Annotated in this window: 22 protein-coding genes and 3 riboswitches; all 22 genes read right to left on the bottom strand. The window is 37.7% G+C overall.

All coding sequences use genetic code 11. The features are described 5' to 3' along the window. Nucleotides 1-49 precede the first annotated feature (49 nt). Complete coding sequence (locus tag CKK03_RS06180) at nt 50-1,633, bottom strand: Na+/H+ antiporter NhaC family protein (protein ID WP_099361722.1); 1,584 nt, start codon at nt 1,631-1,633, stop codon at nt 50-52. A 126-nt stretch (nt 1,634-1,759) separates the two neighbouring features. Continuing rightward, nucleotides 1,760-1,942: riboswitch (Lysine riboswitch) on the bottom strand. A gap of 92 nt (nt 1,943-2,034) precedes the next feature. Continuing rightward, nucleotides 2,035-2,793 carry a sporulation protein YunB gene (gene yunB, locus CKK03_RS06175; protein ID WP_099361721.1) on the bottom strand — a complete coding sequence of 253 codons (759 nt, stop codon included), beginning with the start codon at nt 2,791-2,793 and terminating at the stop codon, nt 2,035-2,037. 123 nt (nt 2,794-2,916) lie between these two features. Beyond that, nucleotides 2,917-3,219, bottom strand: coding sequence for a YunC family protein (locus CKK03_RS06170; protein ID WP_099361720.1), 303 nt, complete (start codon nt 3,217-3,219; stop codon nt 2,917-2,919). A 110-nt stretch (nt 3,220-3,329) separates the two neighbouring features. Further along, entirely contained in the window at nt 3,330-4,733 is a 1,404-nt protein-coding gene (locus tag CKK03_RS06165) for a bifunctional metallophosphatase/5'-nucleotidase (RefSeq protein WP_099361719.1), read from the bottom strand. 98 nt (nt 4,734-4,831) lie between these two features. Then, nucleotides 4,832-5,680 carry a DUF72 domain-containing protein gene (locus CKK03_RS06160; protein WP_099361718.1) on the bottom strand — a complete coding sequence of 283 codons (849 nt, stop codon included), beginning with the start codon at nt 5,678-5,680 and terminating at the stop codon, nt 4,832-4,834. A 79-nt stretch (nt 5,681-5,759) separates the two neighbouring features. Then, nucleotides 5,760-7,157: a Fe-S cluster assembly protein SufB gene (gene sufB, locus CKK03_RS06155; RefSeq protein ID WP_099361717.1), complete on the bottom strand. Its 1,398-nt coding sequence runs from the start codon at nt 7,155-7,157 to the stop codon at nt 5,760-5,762. 57 nt (nt 7,158-7,214) lie between these two features. Beyond that, the gene (gene sufU, locus CKK03_RS06150) at nt 7,215-7,661 is read right to left on the bottom strand and encodes a Fe-S cluster assembly sulfur transfer protein SufU (RefSeq protein ID WP_099361716.1); all 447 of its coding nucleotides are present in this window, start codon (nt 7,659-7,661) and stop codon (nt 7,215-7,217) included. Beyond that, complete coding sequence (locus CKK03_RS06145; RefSeq protein WP_099361715.1) at nt 7,651-8,871, bottom strand: cysteine desulfurase; 1,221 nt, start codon at nt 8,869-8,871, stop codon at nt 7,651-7,653. The genes sufU and CKK03_RS06145 overlap by 11 nt, the downstream gene beginning before the upstream one ends. Next, on the bottom strand, nt 8,871-10,178 hold the full coding sequence (sufD, locus tag CKK03_RS06140) for a Fe-S cluster assembly protein SufD (RefSeq protein ID WP_099361714.1): 1,308 nt from the start codon (nt 10,176-10,178) through the stop codon (nt 8,871-8,873). The genes CKK03_RS06145 and sufD overlap by 1 nt, the downstream gene beginning before the upstream one ends. A 17-nt stretch (nt 10,179-10,195) precedes the next feature. After that, nucleotides 10,196-10,981, bottom strand: coding sequence for a Fe-S cluster assembly ATPase SufC (gene sufC / locus CKK03_RS06135; protein WP_099361713.1), 786 nt, complete (start codon nt 10,979-10,981; stop codon nt 10,196-10,198). A 372-nt stretch (nt 10,982-11,353) separates the two neighbouring features. Beyond that, on the bottom strand, nt 11,354-11,491 hold the full coding sequence (locus CKK03_RS23625; protein ID WP_180271132.1) for a YuzK family famiily protein: 138 nt from the start codon (nt 11,489-11,491) through the stop codon (nt 11,354-11,356). 279 nt (nt 11,492-11,770) lie between these two features. After that, nucleotides 11,771-12,613, bottom strand: a complete 843-nt coding sequence (locus tag CKK03_RS06130; RefSeq protein WP_099361712.1) for a MetQ/NlpA family ABC transporter substrate-binding protein — start codon at nt 12,611-12,613, stop codon at nt 11,771-11,773. 17 nt (nt 12,614-12,630) lie between these two features. Beyond that, nucleotides 12,631-13,230, bottom strand: coding sequence for a methionine ABC transporter permease (locus CKK03_RS06125; RefSeq protein WP_245864033.1), 600 nt, complete (start codon nt 13,228-13,230; stop codon nt 12,631-12,633). 97 nt (nt 13,231-13,327) lie between these two features. After that, nucleotides 13,328-14,353, bottom strand: a complete 1,026-nt coding sequence (locus CKK03_RS06120; protein WP_099361710.1) for a methionine ABC transporter ATP-binding protein — start codon at nt 14,351-14,353, stop codon at nt 13,328-13,330. A 142-nt stretch (nt 14,354-14,495) separates the two neighbouring features. After that, a riboswitch (SAM riboswitch) is annotated at nt 14,496-14,603 on the bottom strand. A 104-nt stretch (nt 14,604-14,707) separates the two neighbouring features. Further along, nucleotides 14,708-16,030, bottom strand: a complete 1,323-nt coding sequence (locus tag CKK03_RS06115; protein ID WP_099361709.1) for an O-acetylhomoserine aminocarboxypropyltransferase/cysteine synthase family protein — start codon at nt 16,028-16,030, stop codon at nt 14,708-14,710. Nucleotides 16,031-16,100: 70 nt separating this feature from the next. After that, nucleotides 16,101-16,201: riboswitch (SAM riboswitch) on the bottom strand. A 191-nt stretch (nt 16,202-16,392) separates the two neighbouring features. Continuing rightward, the gene (locus tag CKK03_RS06110; RefSeq protein WP_281254476.1) at nt 16,393-17,739 is read right to left on the bottom strand and encodes an MFS transporter; all 1,347 of its coding nucleotides are present in this window, start codon (nt 17,737-17,739) and stop codon (nt 16,393-16,395) included. 128 nt (nt 17,740-17,867) lie between these two features. Further along, nucleotides 17,868-18,647 carry a TerC family protein gene (locus tag CKK03_RS06105; protein WP_099361707.1) on the bottom strand — a complete coding sequence of 260 codons (780 nt, stop codon included), beginning with the start codon at nt 18,645-18,647 and terminating at the stop codon, nt 17,868-17,870. A gap of 200 nt (nt 18,648-18,847) precedes the next feature. Continuing rightward, the gene (locus CKK03_RS06100) at nt 18,848-19,153 is read right to left on the bottom strand and encodes a thioredoxin family protein (protein ID WP_099361706.1); all 306 of its coding nucleotides are present in this window, start codon (nt 19,151-19,153) and stop codon (nt 18,848-18,850) included. Between the two features lie 80 nt (nt 19,154-19,233). Continuing rightward, nucleotides 19,234-19,587 carry a toprim domain-containing protein gene (locus tag CKK03_RS06095; protein WP_099361705.1) on the bottom strand — a complete coding sequence of 118 codons (354 nt, stop codon included), beginning with the start codon at nt 19,585-19,587 and terminating at the stop codon, nt 19,234-19,236. Nucleotides 19,588-19,734: 147 nt separating this feature from the next. Continuing rightward, a complete protein-coding gene (locus CKK03_RS06090) occupies nt 19,735-19,980 on the bottom strand; it encodes a YusG family protein (protein ID WP_180271166.1) in 246 nt (81 codons plus the stop codon). A gap of 146 nt (nt 19,981-20,126) precedes the next feature. Further along, nucleotides 20,127-20,510: a glycine cleavage system protein GcvH gene (gcvH, locus tag CKK03_RS06085; protein ID WP_099361703.1), complete on the bottom strand. Its 384-nt coding sequence runs from the start codon at nt 20,508-20,510 to the stop codon at nt 20,127-20,129. A gap of 109 nt (nt 20,511-20,619) precedes the next feature. Beyond that, on the bottom strand, nt 20,620-20,979 hold the full coding sequence (locus CKK03_RS06080) for an arsenate reductase family protein (protein ID WP_099361702.1): 360 nt from the start codon (nt 20,977-20,979) through the stop codon (nt 20,620-20,622).

The raw sequence follows: 20,979 nt of genomic DNA, 5'->3' as shown, positions 1-20,979 counted from the left end.
GTCTCTTATATACTAGTTAAGTTCGATTGTTAACATTTGAATAGTAATTCTATGCGTTTTGTCTGTTTTTCATAGTGAGAACAAAAATAACAAATAATACTAAGGTAGTAAGCACTCCTAATAGGGTACTGCCTGTCAGACCTAGTACTATATATCCGATTACAGCGATGACGGCAGAAGTGATGGCATAGGGTAGCTGAGTCATTACATGATCAATATGATGGCTTCCCGCTCCAGTGGAGGACAGAATAGTTGTATCTGATATTGGTGAACAATGATCACCAAACACGGAGCCCGCTAGGACAGCAGCTAAAGCCGGAAGTAATAAATTAATATCAGATGCTGCTGCAATGTCTCCTGCAATCGGAAGCATCATCCCAAAGGTTCCCCAAGACGTCCCAGTCGCAAACGCCATAAAGCCTGCTACAACGAATAAAATGACCGGTAAAAATGCAATATTTAAATTGGACCTTTCAACGAGGCTTGCTAGATATTTACCTGTTTCAATTTGTCCTATCAAGTCAACAATTACCCAAGCAAATAGTAAAATGTATACAGCTGGAAGCATTGATTTTATCCCTTCAACAATTCCCTTAGGGAGAAGTCCAAAGTTTAAAGCCTTTTTTGCGTAAACCTGAACAAAGAACAAAATAAGTGTTACAAGAATACCTAGAATTCCACCGGATAATAAAGAACCTGTTACATCAGTATTTTCAAAAATTGTAAAAATGGTTATATCGCCTTCAGAAGCTTTGTAGCCTGTCCATATTAAGGAACCAACCGTACCAACAACTAATGCAATAATCGGCCAAACTAAATCACCAACAGTACCTTTCTCACTTTGAGGCAATTCTTGTTTTAACTCTCCAAGTACTGGCTTTTCCGGATCTGTAACCTCTCCTGTTGTCATTGCACGCGTTTCATGAACCTTCATACTTCCAATATTGAGATTAAAAACTGCAACCGCAATAACCATTAATATAGCTGTTACTACGTATAAATTCATTGGAATGATTTGTATAAATGCAGATAAAGGAGAATACTCCGCTACTCCATGTGTTGCTAAAATTGGTGCAATGATAGCAATAATATAAGCACCCCAGCTTGAAATTGGTGAGACAACACATATTGGTGCAGATGTTGAATCAATAATATAGGCTAGTTTTGCACGTGATACTTTATTACGATCAGTAATCGGTCTGCTTACTTGCCCAACAGCCAACGCATTAAAGTAATCATCAATAAAAATGATAATTCCCAAAACTGCAGCTAAGAGTTGAGCTCCGGTTCTAGTTTTAACCTTTTTTTGTGCCCATTCTCCAAATGCACGACTACCACCAGAGATGGAAATGAATGCAGTGATAATTCCTAAAATAAGAAGAAATAAAATAATATACACATTCCAAGTGTTTAGTGCTCCGTCAGATACAAATACGGCTTTAATACTTGTCCAAATGGTGAGTAAAACGTCTTGTAGCCAAGCTCCGACTCCTTCATTCTTAAGTACATTTCCATGTAATACGAATGCCGCCGATAGAATGCCGACTCCAAGTGATAGTAGAACTCTTCTTGTTAAAATAACCATGAGAAGTGCAATGATTGGTGGGATAATTGAATATATTGTTCCAGACATGATATGATTCCTCCAAGTATTTTTATGGAGGGCGTGGTGAAAGAAGATACTCTTTAGAAGACAAAAAGAGAGTATGATAGAAAATAACTATCATTACTCTTTAGTAATGTTATGTTATCCTCCATCACGATCAGTAGCCCTCCATTATAGATCATTTCTATAATGACAGTGTTACCCTTTTTCAAGGCAACCCCAACAAAAATAACATTGACGAGTTTATTTTTGCTTCGGCAAAAAATCCTTTCAACTATGCTCTACGTTGTCATCCTCACATAGTTTACTCTTATTTTCCGCACCTCTACCCCATCGATCCGATAAGGTGGTGTATTCATTTATTAATTCCTTCGCTAGTATATACGATTTTTCGCTTAGATTCAACTATTCTAGTATAGTATTTTCTGCTAATTTGTCGGTATCTCTATAGAAGGAGATGAGTCCCCACCATTATTGTAGAAGTCTGGAACATCATGTAAAATGTTTTGATTGATAACCGGGATAATGGTTTCAATTTCTACCTCTCCAGTTGAGAAAGGTAAAATAACCTGCATCGTCACTGTCGCAAGAACATTATATTGAAACCAGCCATTATTAATCCCCCACTCGTCAATTCTTCCTTGAGGCGTTGTTTCTCCAAATCCAATCATATGAAAACGAATCGGTATTTCCGGACCTAAGTTTCCTAAAAGGGCATTATTTGTTGCTTCCCCAAGAGGTACCTTAAAAACAAAGCCCGTTTGTCCACTGGCATCATCCGTCTCAATTTCTAAATCAGGATATTCAAGTTTGTTAACTTCACCTTCATTTACATATTTTAAGTATCGCTCAATATTTCCGAGGGTCTTTGTAGCCATTTTGTTGACGACCTGGGTATTGTAGCTAATTACTTTCCCATTTTCATCCGTTTGCACAATACTCAAATCCTCTTGGACCAATTCTTCCTCATTTAATTGTTGATTAATAGCATTTTTAATAACTGTGGCAGCAACCTTCTTCGTTTCATTTTCAGCATATGCCATAAGTGCTGGCTCTATCGCTTTGTTAATAATGAATAAACCAATAACAGTTGAGAGAATAAAAAAGACAAATGTTAATAAAAAGACGTAACGGAAAGGCAAGGGCCCTTTCCTTCTTGGTTGTAGACGTGCTCTGTACTTTCCCAAACGAAAATCCCCCCTTACAAGCTATGTGTATGCAAGTAAGGGGGGATGTACGATAACTATTTTGTTCGACAACATTTAAGTGATGCCACGTACTTTTATATGGTATACCTTCTCAGGTTAATTTTAGATCATTTTTAATAGGGCGTCTTTGCCTTTCATACCTACTGTAATGCCTCGATTTTCGGCTTCAAATGTAATTGATTCAAGAGGGGCATCCAGTAATTGCTCGATTGTACGAACACCAACTGCCCTACCAGCAATAATGCCTCGTTCTTTAAGTTTTTCATTCAACAATGCAACATCGAGAGCTCCACACATAATATAGCCATTTTCATTTGTGACTGCCATAAAATTTGTTTTAGGTAGGTTAACGGTAATGGCTGTAAATTGATGATTATCAATTACTATTGGTGTCATTGAGACCATTCCTAGCACACTCCTTTCCCTAACTAATTTATGTAACGGGAAAGTGATTTGTGTTTGAAATAGTGATGGTCATAGACCTATCTTTTTCTAGGCCTTTTGACTACGTATCTTTAGAACGTTTTGCTGATTGCTTTTAATTTTTCAGCTAAAAGGTCTCGTAAGAATTCTGGCATATAGTATTTTTTATCTTTAGCATCCCGTATGACAGGAAAAAGTGAACCGAATGTGAACATATCAATCGTGGCGATTGAATACGTTTTGTCTGGATCAAGGTCCTCCCCATTGACTTTAATATCGGTAATATGGTCTAATCCATCCGAAAGCTTTGAAGTGTTAAGCTCTACACCGTCATATACCATTTTGCCCATTACCTTTCCACGGAAGCCTAGACCTTTAATTCTGAGATTTTCCATTTCCTTTGTGTTTGCCTGTAAAATGATTTCCTTCAGTTCATCGCCCTTAACCCAGACCTTACACGGATTAATAGGATGAGGGCAAATTCGATGCAAGTCTTCTCTTGTTACCTTTCCTGTTGGAAGAGAGTCAAGTAGTAGCCCTGCGTTCACCATCGATATGTCTCCTTCACACCATTCTCGAAGCACCTCAGCTAAAAGCTTGGAAAATGAGGTTTCCGCAAACCAATCACTTTGAAGTGGTTGTTCAATCTCAGCAACAACATCATTTTGTAAGGTGTGAATACTATTTGCCATGTACTTTGAAAGGATTTCAGTTGTTTCCTTACTCTCTGACAGTGATTTCGTAGGGATTACATTTGCAGCACTTTCAATAAGCCTATTTTGTTCAGTATCAATTTTAAGAGTAACATGTCCGATGTAATTCCCGTATTTTTGCGCACAGCATAAAAGTGTGTTATTGATTCTCTTTCCATTTTCTAAAAGATGATGTGTGTGGCCACCAAGTAGCACGTCAACATCTGGGAAATCTCTTGCAATTTGCTCATCCTCATTAATTCCTAAATGGGACATCAAAAGAATCATATCTGTTTTGTCTTTTAATTCATTGATTGTTTCTTGAAGGATAACCAAAGGGTCTTTGACATTCCACCCGAGCAGCTTATAAAGCCCAATATAATGAACCGTTAAACCGATGATGCCAATTCTAAACCCACTTGGCAAGACATGAATATGGTAAGGATCGGCCCAATTAGGTAGCTTCCCATCTCGGTCGAATAGATTTGCAAGCAACACCTTAAATTCTGCCTCATCATATAAAGAATCCAGATGCTCATAAGACATCGTAATCCCTTCGTTGTTACCGATAGTAGCATAATCGTATTCAAGCTGGTTTAGGAGCTGCACATTCATTTTGCCATGGGATGCTTCAGAAATTGGATGAAAGCGATCAATATGGTCACCAATATCGATTAAGAGCATTTCCTCATTGTTTGCTTGATGAAGATTTCTCATTTCTGTGATATATTTTGTAATTTTAGGCCATCGGTCAAAATGGCTATGGAGATCGTTTGTATGATAAATATGTACGGTTTCACTCAATCCCTACACCTCCTTTTTGCCTGTTTAAAATCCTGTGAACTTTCCACCTTTAGGTACTTCACTTATGTATGTATTCTAAAATATGCTTATAGCTTGTACTAACTAAAAAAGTCTAATTGCCTCGGGGCTAGCCCGTGATATTCGATTCCGAGCATATCGATAAATTGTTTAGCATTATCTGCTGCGTCTCCACCTGAGTTGTTATTAAACAATACGTAGATGGTTTCACTTGTTTGATTAAGTTCCTGAACATAGTGAATCCATTCTTCTAGCTCTTCTTTATTATACTTATATAAATAACGAACATCACGCCAATTGCCTTCTTTTGGCTTTGTCCAGCCATGGACATTTCTGCCATGGAAACGTACGAGCGTTTTTTGTTGATGGGTTGGATGGAGGACTGTCGGGATTGACCCTTGGCCTGCCTGTGGCTCATCACAAATACTATGAATCCAGCCTTCTTGTTCCATAAATTGTAATGTTTGTTGTTTTAGCTGTGGTGAAAACCATGATTGGTGGCGGAATTCAAGGGCGACAGGAGTTTCTCCCATCTGCTGCTTGCACCACCTTAAGTAGTCTACATTTTCACGTTTACAATCATACCATGGTGGAAATTGAAATAAAACCAAGGCGAGCTTATTTGCTTGTTGATAAGGTTCAAGTGACAAACGAAAGGCATCAAACATGTCTTTCTTTGATTCAAATGGGATTTCCCCACGTTGATGACCGGTCATCCCTTGATAAGCTTTAACAATGAATTGAAAAGATTCAGGCGTATCTTTCAACCATTTTTCCACATTACGTTTAGGCTGGATGGCATAGAAAGACGCATCTACCTCGACGATTGGAAAATGACCAGCATATTCTTTTAGTTTATCACCTGATGAGGTTCCTGCTGTATAGAGACGATCATGGTCACCCCAGCCAGTTACACCAATATAGATCATGGAGTCACCTCCTATTACTATTATGTACAAAAATAACTCGCTTGAGAGTATCTCAAACGAGTTATTGCATGTGTTCTTATTATCCGATAGAACCTTCCATTTCGAACTTGATCAAGCGGTTCATTTCAACGGCGTATTCCATTGGAAGCTCTTTTGTAAATGGCTCGATAAAGCCCATTACGATCATTTCAGTAGCTTCTTGCTCAGAAATACCACGGCTCATTAGATAGAATAGTTGTTCTTCAGATACTTTCGATACCTTTGCTTCATGCTCTAATGAAATATTGTCATTTAAAATTTCATTATACGGAATTGTATCAGAAGTAGACTGATTATCCATGATTAACGTATCACATTCGATATTAGAACGTGCGCCATGTGCTCTACGTCCGAAGTGTACAATACCACGGTATGTTACTTTACCACCGTGTTTAGCAATAGACTTCGATACGATCGTAGAAGACGTATTTGGAGCAAGGTGAGTCATTTTCGCACCTGCATCCTGGTGTTGACCTTTACCAGCAATTGCAATGGAAAGAGTCATACCACGAGCTCCTTCACCACGAAGGATAACAGCTGGATATTTCATTGTTAATTTTGAACCAATGTTACCATCGATCCATTCCATTGTTGCATTGGCATCACAAACTGCACGCTTGGTAACAAGGTTATACACGTTGTTAGCCCAGTTTTGAATAGTTGTATAACGGCAGTACGCATCTTTTTTGATGATGATTTCAACAACAGCACTGTGTAGTGAGTTTGTTGTATAAACAGGAGCCGTACATCCTTCAACATAATGTACGCTTGCACCCTCATCAACAATGATTAAAGTACGCTCGAATTGACCCATGTTTTCAGAGTTGATACGGAAATAAGCTTGTAGTGGTGTATCAACCTTTATACCTGGTGGTACATAGATAAATGATCCACCAGACCAAACTGCTGAGTTCAATGCTGCGAACTTATTGTCAGTTGGAGGAATTACTTTTGCCCAGTGCTCACGGAAAATATCTTCATTCTCTTTTAGAGCTGAATCTGTATCCTTAAATACGATTCCTAGATCTTCAAGGTCTTCCTTCATATTATGGTATACAACCTCTGATTCGTACTGAGCAGAAACACCCGCAAGATATTTTTGTTCAGCTTCAGGAATACCTAACTTATCAAAAGTTGCTTTGATTTCTTCAGGAACTTCATCCCATGACTTTTCGGATTTCTCGGATGGTTTTACGTAATACGTAATTTCATCAAAGTTTAAGCTATTAAGGTCTCCACCCCATTGTGGCATAGGCATTTTGTAAAAATGCTCTAAGGATTTAAGACGGAAATCTAACATCCACTGAGGCTCTTCTTTCATGCGTGAGATTTCTTCAACAATTTCCTTTGTTAAACCACGTTCTGAACGGAAGATGGAAACGTCTTTATCTGCAAAGCCATATTTATAATCGCCAATTTCAGGCATTTTCTTTGCCATTCTACTTCACTCCATTCTATGTGAGGTACCTCATAGCAAAATGCTACGAGAAATCACTCACGATTCATTTTGTTCGCTCTTAAATCCCTTTTCCATTGCCTTCCATGCTAATGTTGCACATTTAATGCGTGCGGGGAATTTTGAAACGCCCTGAAGTGCTTCAATGTCTCCTAAATCAATGCTATCATCATAGTCTTTCCCTAGCATCATTTCTGAGAAGATTTGTGACATTTTTAATGCATCTTCAATTTTACTGCCTTTAATCGCTTGAGTCATCATTGAAGCAGATGACATTGAAATGGAACAACCTTCTCCATCAAATTTAGCATCTTGAACGACACCATCATCTACTTTTAACGTAAGGTGAATCCGGTCTCCACAGGTTGGGTTATTCATATCAATTGTTAACGCCCCATCTTGGATAACTCCTCGATTTCTCGGCTTTTTATAATGATCCATTATTACCTGTCGGTATAAGGTGTCAAGGTTTATTTTAGAATCCATTGCTGAAATACTCCTTTGTTTTTATGAGTCCTTCAACTAGTTTATCAATTTCTTCTTCTGTATTATAGAGGTAAAAACTTGCACGAGCAGTTGCTGATACCTTCAACCATTTCATAAGTGGTTGGGCACAGTGATGACCGGCTCTTACAGCAATACCTTCAGCATCAAGAACTGTTGCAACATCGTGTGGATGGACATCTTCAATATTGAAAGTTACTACCCCTGCACGATGCTTAGGTCCATAAATAGTTAGACCCTCTACTTGTGACAATCGTTCAATTGCATGTGCTGCTAACTTGTGCTCGTGCGCAAGAATATTGTCTAGACCAATATCTTCTAAAAAGTCGATTGCAGCTCCTAAACCAATTGCTCCAGCAATAATAGGTGTTCCAGCTTCTAGTTTCCACGGAAGCTCTTTCCATGTTGATTCGTATAGGTCAACGAAATCAATCATTTCCCCACCCGTTTCGACTGGCTCCATTTTCTCAAGCAGTGCTTTCTTACCATATAATACACCGATACCCGTAGGTCCGCACATTTTATGGCCAGAAAAAGCTAGGAAGTCACAATCAAGGTCTTTCACATCAATTTTAAGATGTGGCGCAGCTTGTGCACCATCAACAACCATGACAGCCCCATTACGGTGTGCAATTTCGGCAATTTCTTTAATTGGATTGATTGCACCAAGAACGTTTGAGACCATCATTACTGAAACAATTTTTGTTTGATTCGTAACGATCTCTTCAACATCCTTGAGATCAATCGAACCATCCTCTTGTAGAGGGATATATTTTAATTTCGCACCTGTACGTTTTGCAATTTGTTGCCAAGGAATAATATTGGCATGGTGCTCCATATAGGTAATGACAATTTCATCACCCTCACTGAGATTATCGCGCCCATAGCTTGCTGCAATTATATTAATTGCAGTTGTTGTTCCCCGGGTAAAGACAACCTCTTGAATAGAAGATGCATTGATAAACTTTCTAACTTTTTCACGAGCATTTTCATATGCATCAGTTGCTTTTGTACCTAGGGTATGAACTCCGCGGTGAACATTTGAGTTGTATTCTCGATAATAGCGATCCAGCGTTTCGATTACAGTTACAGGTTTTTGAGATGTAGCTGCACTGTCTAAGTAGACAAGCGGATTTCCATTTACCTCTTGATTTAAGATTGGGAACATGGAACGAATATCTTGGATATTCATTATTTTACTTTCCTTTCAATTAGCTCAACAAGTTGTTTCTTAACTCCTTCGATTGGAAGTTGGTTTACAACCGGAGCAAGGAAACCATGAATGACTAAGCGCTCTGCTTCCATCTGTGGAATACCACGGCTCATTAAGTAATATAATTGAACAGGGTCAACCCTACCAACAGATGCAGCGTGACCTGCTGTTACATCATCTTCATCAATAAGTAAAATTGGATTTGCATCCCCACGAGCTTTTTCGCTAAGCATCAATACTCTTGATTCTTGTTCCGCATTAGATTTAGAAGCGCCATGTTCGATATGCCCAATACCATTAAAGATCGAGCTTGCGCTGTCCTTCATTACACCATGTTTTAGAATATAACCTTCAGAATTCTTACCATGGTGAGTAATTCTTGTCGTAAAGTTTTGCTTTTGCTCACCTCGACCTACAACAACGGTCTTTGTATCAGCATATGAGCCGTCTCCAACTAAGTTAGTGATATTCTCAGAAATGGTATCACCATCATTCATAAGTCCGAGAGCCCATTCAACTTTACTGTCACGGCCGATTACTCCACGACGAGTTACGTAAGTTGTGTTTCCAGTAGCTAAGGCATCAACAGCACCGTAAGTAACTTTTGCATTGCTGCCTGCAATAACTTCTGAAACAATATTTACAACTGTATTCGCAGTATCTGTTGTTGAAATATAGTTTTCAACATAAGTAACTGAACTATTATCTTCAGCTACTACGATTACATGGTTAAATAGTGCGGACTCACCATTCTCTTGAATAAATACAGCATGAAGTGGAACTGATACTTCCACATTCTTAGGAACATAAACAAAGGCACCACCGTTAACCAATGCAGCATGCAGCGCAGTTAGACGGTGTTCGTCAACCTTGACAGCTTCTTTCATAAAATACTTTTGAAGAAGGTCACTATGTTCACGAGCAGCTGTATGAATATCAGTAAAAATAACACCACTTGCTTTTACTTCTTCTGTAAGAGAGATAAAGGCTGGAGTGTTGTCACGTTGAATATATATATTCTTATCTTCTTCAACATGAATTAATGATTTAATTTCTTCAGGGAGTTCGTCAATTGAGTTGTATGGTGCACTTTCCACAACATGATTTGCAAATTGTGTAAAGTTCCATTTATCAATTTTTGTTTTATCTGGTCTTGGCATTGGAAGGTCTTCTGCTTTTTCAAGAGCTTGTAAGCGAAGTTCCTGTAGCCAACTTGGTTCACCAAGAGTAGACGAAAAACCTCTGACATAATCTTTATCAAATGGTAATTTCGTATCGATTGTCATAATAATCCTCCTTACGCTTACGCTTCTTGACCTACAGTTTCATCTTCAATTCCTAATTCTTTCTTAATCCAATCATATCCTTCAGCTTCTAGACGTTGTGCAAGTTCAGGTCCACCTGATTTCACAACACGTCCTTGCATCATTACATGAACTTTATCTGGTGTAATATAGTTAAGTAAGCGTTGGTAGTGAGTGATGATTAAGCAACCAAACTCTTCTCCGCGCATTTCATTAATTCCTTTAGAAACAACCTTCAACGCATCGATATCAAGCCCTGAGTCAATCTCATCAAGGATTGCAATCTTAGGTTCAAGCATCATTAATTGTAGGATTTCATTACGTTTCTTTTCCCCACCTGAGAAGCCTTCGTTAAGGTAACGTTGAGCCATGTCAGGATCCATTTCTAAGTATTCCATGTTTTTATCCATTGTACGGATGAATTTCATTAATGAAATTTCATCACCTTCTTCACGACGTGCATTAATTGCAGAACGAAGGAAGTCAGCGTTTGTAACACCATTGATTTCACTTGGATATTGCATTGCTAAGAAAAGACCAGCGCGTGCACGCTCATCAACTTCCATTTCTAACACATCTTCACCATCAAGTGTGATGCTTCCGCTTGTTACCTCATATTTAGGGTGACCCATGATTGCAGATGATAATGTTGACTTACCTGTACCATTCGGTCCCATAATTGCGTGAATTTCTCCACCTTTTATTTCAAGGTTAACCCCTTTTAAAATCTCCTTGCCTTCGATTTCGACATGAAGATCCTTAATAACTAAAGTTGATCCTGCCATAACTACTACCTCCATTAAACGAAAATATTTTGTATAGTATTGACACATTAAGTCAAAACTTCATTCTCATTTTATTCTCATTACAATCTTATATCAAATTCAAAGTGATATCAACCTTTACACATTCACACTAGTGATACATTTTTTAAATATAAGTTTTCTTGTATTGTGGCCCTTAAATGAGAAGAAAAAGTTAAATCTTGTCCATCAATAAGATAACATAAAATAAAGGGATATGTAAGGAAGATTGGATGCTAGCTAATGGTAAGTATTCAAATCCTCAGTTTATTTTTCACAGATTCCGATAATTCATTCTATAATATAGAAACCCAGTGTGGTGGGCACTGGGTTTCGCAAACGTAATATATCTATTTAGATGTTCATCTTACCTATTTGAGCAATAATCATTAGACCTTGTTTATAGTCCTGTTCTCGGTTATTCTCAACCCGCATACGCTCTTTGAATTTTCGACAGTAATCTTTATATCCAATCCCATGTGCCTGATGCATTGCCTTTTCCATTTCGCCCGTATAATTCAAACGGATTTGATTGATATTGGACCAATCCCTTCGTTTTTATCGTGCTTCCTTGCACATATTTAATGCTATCACTCTCAACCTTTTGCCTCAACAGCGTGATTTTGGAGTATTTAAAGCTACTCATCCTTATTTGACTAAATGGATAACAATAGGAACACGGGAGATACAATTCAATCCATTTCCTTTGTTTTCCTCGAGAATATTCAAAAATTGAAAAGAGGCTTACCAATTGGCAAGCCTCTTTTTTATTTATTCTACTACAGTAACAGCACCAGCGTATTTTTCTTCAATAAACTTTTGAATTTCTTCGGATTTTAATACTTCTACTAATGCTTTGATTTCTTCGCGATCTTCGTCGCCCTTATTCACAACGATTAGGTTTGCAGGCACGACATCTTCACCTTCAAAGGCAATACCATCTTCTGCAATATTCACTCCACCTTCAAGAGCGTAGTTCGTGTTGATAACAACCGCATCTCCTTCGCCATTTTCAAAGGATGTAGCAAGAAGTTTTGCTTCAATTAAAGTAGAAAAATCTAGATTTTTTGGATTGTCTACGATATCTTCAACTCTTGCTTGGTTACCAACACCTTCTTTAAGTTTAATAATACCTTCTCTTTCAAAAATCGGTAAGATACGGCCATGGTCACTAAAAGAGTTACTCATAATAATTTTTGCACCATCTGGGAGCTCATTTAGATTTTTGTATTCTTTAGAATAGATTCCAATTGGCTCTTTATGGATTTCTCCAACACTTACAAAATCAAAGTCAGGGTTGTCCTTTAGTTGCAGCTCTAAATAACCTGGTGTTTGGAAGTAGTTTGCATCAAGTTCTTTTTCATGTAAAGCAACGTTCGGTAAAATATAGTCTGTAAAAACTTCTATTTCAAGGTCAATACCTTTATCCTTTAATAAAGGTTTTGCCTGTTCAAGGACTTCCGCATGCGGAACAGCTGATGCACCTACAACAAGCTTTTTATTTCCTTCAGCTTCCTGAGTGTCTCCTCCATTACCAGCGTCGTCATTTCCGCCACAAGCAACTAGGGCAAATGAAAGTAGTCCAAATAATAGTACATAAAGTAATTTTTTCATTGTTGTTTTTCCTCCTGTTATCTCTTGTCTGTATGTTTTGTAAAGTAATCACCCACAAATTGAATGATAAATACCAATATTAGAATTGCAACTGTAGCAATAAATGTAATGATCGGTTTATTGCTTTGGAATCCATATAAATAGGCAAAATGTCCCAACCCACCTGCACCGATAACACCGGCCATTGCGGTAAAGCTTACTAACGAGATCGCAGTAACGGTAATCCCAGAAATTAAGGCTGGTAAAGATTCAGGAATTAACACTTTAAAAATGATTGTCGGGTTTGTAGCTCCCATTGAATGAGAGGCCTCAATCACACCTTTATCGATTTCACGCAAAGCAATTTCAACCATTCTAGCATAGAACGGTGCCGACCCTATAATCAAAGATGGTAGTGCAGCATTTGGTCCTAGCATGGAACCCATCATAATTTTCGTGAAAGGGATTAATAGGACAATCAGGATGATGAATGGTATGGATCGAAAAATATTAACAAATGCAGATACAATCCGATTCACCACTGTATTCTCCCAGGCATTCCCTTTATCTGTTAAAAAGAGAACTAAACCTAAAAACAAACCAATAATAAAAGTAGCAAGCACCGAAATTGAGGTCATATATAAAGTCTCTAAAGTTGCTTCCCAAAGGTTCCCCCAATTGAGTGCTTGATAATCATTAACCTGTTTCTCCCATTTAAGCAATTCTTGAAATTGTTCAAGCATTTTCAATCACCTCAGCTTCTACTCGTTGTTGTCGAATAAATTCGATGGCTGAAGTGACTTCATTAGCATCACCATCAAGATGAATAAACAATGTTCCATAAGATCCATTTTGGGTTTGTGAAATTTTCCCTTGTAAAATATTCACTTCCACCTCAAAGTCACGGATTAATCGTGTGATTAATGGCTTTTCAGCATCTTCCCCGACGAAGCTAAGCTGTACCATTTTTCCGTTTGGATAACGATCTAATAAATTCTCAACCGTTTCTTTTGTTTCTTCTGGTTCTGTCACTTGTTGGACGAAGCGTTTTGTAATGTTGGCTTGAGGCTTTTTAAATACATCAAGCACTCGTCCTTGCTCAACAAACTTCCCATTTTCCATAACTGCAACGCGATGACAGATTTTACGAATCACATGCATTTCATGGGTAATTAATACGATTGTTAATCCTAAACGTTCATTAATATCAACGAGCAAGTCCAAAATAGAGTCAGTTGTTTGTGGGTCTAATGCAGATGTTGCTTCATCGCATAATAAAACCTTTGGGTTGTTAGCAAGTGCTCTTGCAATTCCAACTCTTTGCTTTTGACCACCACTTAGCTGTGATGGGTAAGCATCTTCTCGCCCTTCAAGTCCTACAAGCTTAATAAGCTCTGTAACGCGTTCTTCTCGTTTAGGTTTTGGCACCTTTGCAATCTCCAGGGGAAAAGAAATATTTTCCCTCACTGTTCGCGACCATAATAGGTTAAAGTGCTGAAAAATCATACTTATTTCTTTACGAGCATCACGTAATGCTTTACCTTTTATGGAAGTGATATTATGTCCGGCAACAGAAATATTCCCTTCTGTTGGAGTTTCAAGCCCATTCAATAAACGGATGAGTGAACTTTTACCCGCACCACTGTATCCAATGATCCCGAAAATTTCACCTTCATTAATCTGTAAGTCAATATTGTTAACTGCTGTTACAGAATTTGTTTTTGTTTGATAAATCTTTTTAACATTTTTTAGTGTTATCACGTTGTCACACCTTCTATTCAGAGAAAACTATGTTTAGTGTATGCGATAATGTAAATAAATAAAGATACTAAATATGCCCGCATATAAAAATAAAAGCCTTCCTGCAAAAACGAGCAGAAAGGCACAATTTAGTGATTCCTTCCTCTCATCTCCCAAAGCCCATAGCTTTGTGTGAATTGGCACCTTTTCAACAGACGTTGACGGTTGCTGGGTTTCATCGGGCACATCCCTCCACCACTCTAAATAAGAGTTATCAGATTTATTTAACTTTAATTATCGTACTTAAACAACACGAGAGTTATCTTATCATCTCTATATAGGGGTGTCAACGAAAATATTGTGAACGATTTTTAGTTATGCAGTCGGCACCGATAAAGCTGAACTTGTTCCATTTGCTGCTTTAATGGCTTGCTCCAAATCTTCTAAAATATCTTCAACATTTTCAATACCAACAGATAAGCGAACTAAATCTTCTGTTACACCAGATGCCTTTAAATCTTCTGGACTTAATTGTTGGTGTGTAGTACTAGCAGGGTGAATAATTAAACTTTTTGCATCACCAACGTTTGCAACATGTGACCAAAGCTCAACACTATTGATTAGCTTTTCGCCAGCTTCTCTTCCACCTTTAATACCAAACACAATTACGGATCCAGCACCTTTTGGTAAATATTTATCTGCTAGTTGTTTATTTGGATGGTCCTCTTCACCTGGATACAATACCCATTCAACTCCAGGATGATCCTTCAGATAAGAAACAACTTCTTTCGTATTTGCAATATGCTCCTTCATTCGAACATGTAATGTTTCTAGACCTAAGTTAAATTGGAATGAATTATAAGGGCTAATAGCTGGACCTAAATCACGCAGTAATTGAACTCTCGCTTTAATAATAAAGGCTACTGGTCCTAATGCTTCAGCGTAGACTAAATCATGATAGCTTGGATCTGGAGTAGTAAATCCAGGGAATTTTGACGAGTTCCAATCAAATTTTCCACCGTCTACAATAATTCCACCCATGGATGTTCCATTTCCTAGTAACCACTTTGTAGCAGAATGGATGACAATGTCTGCTCCATGCTCAATTGGTCTACATAAATATGGGGTTGCAAATGTATTGTCAACAATTAGAGGAATTCCTGCTTCATGAGCAATGTTAGCAACGGCCTCAATATCAAGGATATCTAAGCTTGGGTTTCCGATTGTCTCAGCAAAGATTGCCTTTGTATTTGGTGTAATGGCTTGACGGAAATTTTCCGGATTTTTTGGATCTACTAATTGTGTCTTAATTCCATATTTAGGTAGAGTGTTAGCAAATAGATTATACGTTCCACCATATAGTGTAGAAGCAGATACAATCTCATCCCCTGCTCCTGCAATGTTAAGGATTGAAGTCGTAATGGCTGCCATTCCACTTGCAACTGCTAATGCACCAACTCCACCTTCTAATTGGGCAACTCTTTCTTCAAAAACAGTCGTAGTAGGGTTGTGGATTCGAGTATATATATAACCATTTTCTTTTAAGCCAAAAAGATTTGCTGCATGTTCAGTTGTGTTAAATTTGAAAGCATTTGACTGATAGATAGGAACTGCTCTAGCTCCGGTTACTGGATCTGCTTCAAGACCCCCATGTATCGCGATCGTTTCTGGTCTATAGTTTTTCTGTTTTTCACTCACTTGAATCTCTCCCTTTTATAATAAAATAAAAAACCTCTTCGATAAGAAGAGGTTGTATGTATGGTTTCTCTTCTTATCTTTCAGGCAAAAATGCCTGTTGGATTTAGCACCGTGTAAATTACCGGTTGCCGGGTTTCATAGGGCCATTCCCTCCACCACTCGTGATAAGATAAACTATTAAGTTTTGTACTTTTATGATTAATTTGATGTTAACCCTTTTTCATTTACAAGTCAATGAAAATATTTAGAAAAAACAAGATATTCCAAATTTCTTGTCTTTTTTGTGTAAATCGACATCCTTATATGACACATTCATGTAATTGCTACAAGATTCGTTCCTTTTTCCCGGGAAATACGACATATTAAGATATTTTCGCGATTTGTTTTTCTCCATTTTGAAAGGATTTCCCTGTAAAAACAAATAGGAAATAGAGAGAACCGATTAAATATAAGACAGACGTAATTGTAAACACATAAGCATAGCCCCAATAAGCACCATGCAGCATCACAATTGAGGTTGATACTGGCCCCATTAAAGCCCAGCCTAATGAAAATACCATTTGGTTAACTGAGTTGGCCAGTCCTTTCATAGAATCATCCACCCGTCCCATAACAAGAGATGCTTGAATCGGATTGCCTGCGTTCATTAATGCTTGTCTAAATAAAAAGGCAATCGCTGCTATGTAAAGATTTTCGGTATACCCAGTTAGCAAGAGGAAAGGTAATGATGATAATTGTAGATAAACCACTGCGCGAACTTCTCCTACCTTACTAACAATGGCTGGACCTATAATCATCGCGATCGCTGTTGCGGCTTGTCCCAACGATAAAATAAGACCAATTACAGTATTACTCGCTAAAAACCGGTCTGCAAAATACAAATTTAAGTATGGAATAACTAAACCTGAACCAAATCCTATGATCATTTGAGCAAATGCAAACATCGCAATTAGCTTTATTTGAGATTTATTTGTTCGTAGCTTTTGACCAAAAGACTCCACTTTTTTAATCTCTGGTTGTTTCCTTGGCTGTTCATTCATTTTAAGTATTGGTAAAATACCAGCCATATAAATGATAGTTGCAATTAATAGTGTGATTCTTACACTCCAAAGCCCACTCATATGAAAGACAAATTGAAAAGCATCAGAAAATGCTCCACCCGCAATATTCCCTACCACTTGGGCGACCATCATGATTGCTGAATGAAAACTAAAAAGGTGAACCCTTTGTGCAGATGTTGAGTTTTCCGCTAACCATGGGATTCCTGATACTTGAATAAATGCAGTCGATAAGCCTGTTATAAAAGCGGTGGCAATAAGCAACTGCTCAACATCAAGTATACTTCTAGCAAAAAAAGCAAATGTAGAAATTGCAACTCCAAGTACCATCACTTTCTTTCTGCCAAATCTATCACTCATTAGCCCTGCTGGTACGAGGATTAAAGCAGATGCTAAAGCCGTCATTGCGATAATCGTTCCATTCGTTTGATCGGAGTAACCTAGCTCTCTAACATAAAAGTTATACATGATGGTGAACATACCCATGCCTAATTGTGTAAAAACAGTCGCTAGTATAAATCGTTTAATGTTTTGATTGTATGCTTTATATTGTGTTTTCCACTCTGTCACAATGCTCATATGTGCTCCTATAATTCCATGATATGTACGATATTTCGATTCCCTAAATATCATACAACTTTTTAATAAAATTGCAATATACCGAATACAAAAATGGTGTATTTTTTAAAAAAAGAACTGCGATAACCCAATTGGATTATCGCAGTTAACAGGCATGAATTGAAACACTCTTTCGCTTCATCACAGGAAAGAATATATTTTTAAGAAGCTTCACGGTTTTGTAAAGTTTTCTTATTACTCGGTGCAAACCAACCAAGTAGTGCAATGCCAACTAATACTCCATAGAAGATAATTGTCCAAACAGTACTATGAGGGAAATCATGATCTAAGATACCAATATCCTCGTGAGCAAGGGTAATTACAGCAAGTTTGACACCGACCCAGGCTACAATTGCATATGCAGTTGTTTCCAATGCAGGTCGCTTCTCAAGAAGTTGCACAAACCAAGTTGCAGCAAATTTTATCAATACGAGGCCAGCAATACCTCCAAGAAGAATAACAAGGAATTGCCCTCCATCCATACCACCGAAATTGCCAAGAGGTGAGTCTGGAAGACCAAGTGCTAGAGCGACCGCAGCTAAGATTGAATCAATAGCAAAAGCAAGATCCGCTAATGCAATCTTTCCCACCGTCGGCCAAAATCCTTTACCAGCAGACTCTTTTTCATCATCCTTATGAATGTTCTTATTTTCTTTTCCAAATCTTGCTTGGATGATATGCTTTAATCCTAAATAAAGAAGATAAGCTGCTCCTATCGCTTGTATTTGCCAAACGTTTGCAATAAAGGAAATAGCAAAAAGTGCTCCAAAACGGAAAACAAAAGCCATGAGTATTCCGTAATTGATTGCTCTTTTTTTCTGTTCTTCGGGTAAATGTTTGGCTATGATTGCTAGCACTAGAGCATTGTCGGCTGATAATAAGCCTTCCAAGCCAATTAGGATTAACAATGCCCAGGCATATTCAAGCCATATTGACTCCATGAACGTCTCCCCCAACTTTTAGGAAATATCGTACAGAAATTTCATCAGTTTTCCCTTTTTTATAGTACTCCTTTTAGTATGAGTACAATGAAAAACGATAAACGGAGTTGTTTTAGGTAATATGTTTAAAATTTTCCTTGGGTAGACAATTAACCCGTTGAAAAACAAAAAACCAAGAATGCTGATACAACATTCCTGGGCTATTTCTTTGATAAAATTTCAACCAAGTAAGGAACCGAGTGAAAGGCATAATACTTTTGCGCAACTTTTCCTTCTTTTACATGCATTAAACAAGGAACACTTTCAATTTGCCAATCAATTGCTTTTCTTGGTAAATAATTCAGATCACTCTTACCGATTATTACGTGGGGTAACAATTCAGCGACGACAGTCATCATTTTTGAAGCTACCTGACAGGTTCCGCACATCGGTGTAAATAAATAAAGCCAAAACTCCCCCGTGTTCGTAAGGTGAGTATCAATTTCGTGTTCATTCCATTCCTTCATCTTAACGACAACCTTTTATCATCTTAATTGTTGTTTATTTTACCATATTTATTGAAAAAGTATAGGATAGAAGCTCGGCACTACAGTAAGTATTCAGCGTGCACATCAATGTTTGCTGAAAGCAGTACCGTTGCAATATGTTGTTCAGGGGCAGTCGCAACCTCGCGATACATTTTATCGATAAACAAATGCCGTGCTTCTGGAAATTCACGTTTAAACTGTTTTCTAAGCTTATCGCCTGCTCTGTCGGCATCCACTAATATATAAACATCTTTATTAAACAAATGCTCAATTAACTCATCGAGTTTGGAAATACTAATCGTTCCGTTGGTACAAATAATTTCAACGGGTTCATTCACAACGGTTTCGACTTTCTTTTTATCTGTTCTCCCCTCAACAATGATTACTTTTTCATATTCGTCAAAAGCCACCATTTCATCACCTTGTTTCAAGTGTACATTAATCTGTTATATACTTCTTCGATGTGTACAACTGCTTTTCCTTCATTTTATAGCGAAGATAATATTTTGGTGAATCATTATGAAACAATAGGGAAAAAAAGACAGTGGGTATCCACTGTCTTAACACCAACCATTTTCATCATCACAATCTACATATTTCATATCTGGGTTAGTAGGTATATCAGCATATGTGAAAATTTTGCTCTTCTCTTGCTCATACCCCTGCTTTAATTCATATTGAGCCCCTTCATTTGTAAATCGGATTTTTCCAATTGGTTCTTTCTCAACATATAATTTCATTTCGTTATCTCCAAGCTTACCAACCACTCGGTCGGTCACTTCAATTCGAGTATGTTTCAATACCATAACGAACACCCTTCCCATCGGTATTTAATTTTAGAGTGTCCATTAAGAAAAACTTCATTCTATTTGTCATTGTCCTCATAAGTATGGAAAAAAATAAAAGAGCCGATAGGAATTTTTTCCTATTTTCGGCTCTTTTTATAAAAATGTTAGTCTTCATTTATCATTTCTTCATATTGCTCAGCTGTCATTAGGTTTTCAATATCACCAGCATTTGCAGGCTCAATGACGATCATCCATGCTTTTTCATATGGAGATTCATTTACGAATTCTGGGCTGTCATCAAGGTCTTCATTTATTTCGACTACTTTACCACTGATAGGTGCATAAAGTTCAGAAACCGTTTTAACAGATTCAACACTACCAAATGGCTCATCTGCTTGTATTTCATCGCCTACCTCTGGTAGTTCAACGAATACGATATCACCTAACTCAGATTGTGCAAAATCTGTAATCCCAATACGTACTTTTTCCCCTTCGACTTTAACCCATTCATGTTCTTCAGAATAACGTAATTCTTTTGGCGTGCTCATCTTGTACCCTCCATTAATTCGATATTATGAAATAATTAGTGTCCATTTTGATGAATGATCTCAATAAAATGGATTATGTAAAAGTCCTTTTTAAGGTCTTTCATCCGATTTATTTTGCCCAAGTGCCTTCAAACTGCGCCTCATTAAAACCAACAGTTACCTTCTTGCCATCGCTAGTGAGTGGGCGCTTAATTAGCATTCCATCAGATGCTAAGAGTTCTAACAATTCATCCTCGGAGGCTGTACCAACTTTGTCCTTCAATCCAAGTTCGCGATATTTTTGACCACTTGTATTGAAGAATTTCTTTAATTCCAATCCACTGTTTTGGTACATTTCTTTTAATTGCTCTTTTGATGGGGGATTCTCCACAATATGTATTTCCTCAAAAGCAACCTGATGTTCCTCAAGCCATTTTTTCGCTTTTCGACAGGTTCCACATTTTGGATACCAGTAAAATGTTAAAGCCAT

The organism is Fredinandcohnia onubensis (assembly GCF_002734215.1).
Classification (GTDB): Bacteria; Bacillota; Bacilli; order Bacillales; family Bacillaceae_L; genus Ferdinandcohnia; species Ferdinandcohnia onubensis.
This window is presented reverse-complemented; position numbering and strand designations above follow the sequence as displayed.

Coding starts and splice junctions, on each gene's coding strand:
- CKK03_RS06180 (WP_099361722.1), bottom strand. CDS start 1,633: ATGTCTGGAACAATATATTCAATTATCCCACCAATCATTGCACTTCTC.
- CKK03_RS06170 (WP_099361720.1), bottom strand. CDS start 3,219: ATGGTCTCAATGACACCAATAGTAATTGATAATCATCAATTTACAGCC.
- CKK03_RS06160 (WP_099361718.1), bottom strand. CDS start 5,680: ATGATCTATATTGGTGTAACTGGCTGGGGTGACCATGATCGTCTCTAT.
- sufB (WP_099361717.1), bottom strand. CDS start 7,157: ATGGCAAAGAAAATGCCTGAAATTGGCGATTATAAATATGGCTTTGCA.
- sufU (WP_099361716.1), bottom strand. CDS start 7,661: ATGGATTCTAAAATAAACCTTGACACCTTATACCGACAGGTAATAATG.
- CKK03_RS06145 (WP_099361715.1), bottom strand. CDS start 8,871: ATGAATATCCAAGATATTCGTTCCATGTTCCCAATCTTAAATCAAGAG.
- sufD (WP_099361714.1), bottom strand. CDS start 10,178: ATGACAATCGATACGAAATTACCATTTGATAAAGATTATGTCAGAGGT.
- sufC (WP_099361713.1), bottom strand. CDS start 10,981: ATGGCAGGATCAACTTTAGTTATTAAGGATCTTCATGTCGAAATCGAA.
- CKK03_RS23625 (WP_180271132.1), bottom strand. CDS start 11,491: ATGCATCAGGCACATGGGATTGGATATAAAGATTACTGTCGAAAATTC.
- CKK03_RS06130 (WP_099361712.1), bottom strand. CDS start 12,613: ATGAAAAAATTACTTTATGTACTATTATTTGGACTACTTTCATTTGCC.
- CKK03_RS06125 (WP_245864033.1), bottom strand. CDS start 13,230: ATGACCTCAATTTCGGTGCTTGCTACTTTTATTATTGGTTTGTTTTTA.
- CKK03_RS06105 (WP_099361707.1), bottom strand. CDS start 18,647: ATGGAGTCAATATGGCTTGAATATGCCTGGGCATTGTTAATCCTAATT.
- CKK03_RS06100 (WP_099361706.1), bottom strand. CDS start 19,153: ATGAAGGAATGGAATGAACACGAAATTGATACTCACCTTACGAACACG.
- CKK03_RS06095 (WP_099361705.1), bottom strand. CDS start 19,587: ATGGTGGCTTTTGACGAATATGAAAAAGTAATCATTGTTGAGGGGAGA.
- CKK03_RS06090 (WP_180271166.1), bottom strand. CDS start 19,980: ATGGTATTGAAACATACTCGAATTGAAGTGACCGACCGAGTGGTTGGT.
- gcvH (WP_099361703.1), bottom strand. CDS start 20,510: ATGAGCACGCCAAAAGAATTACGTTATTCTGAAGAACATGAATGGGTT.
- CKK03_RS06080 (WP_099361702.1), bottom strand. CDS start 20,979: ATGGCTTTAACATTTTACTGGTATCCAAAATGTGGAACCTGTCGAAAA.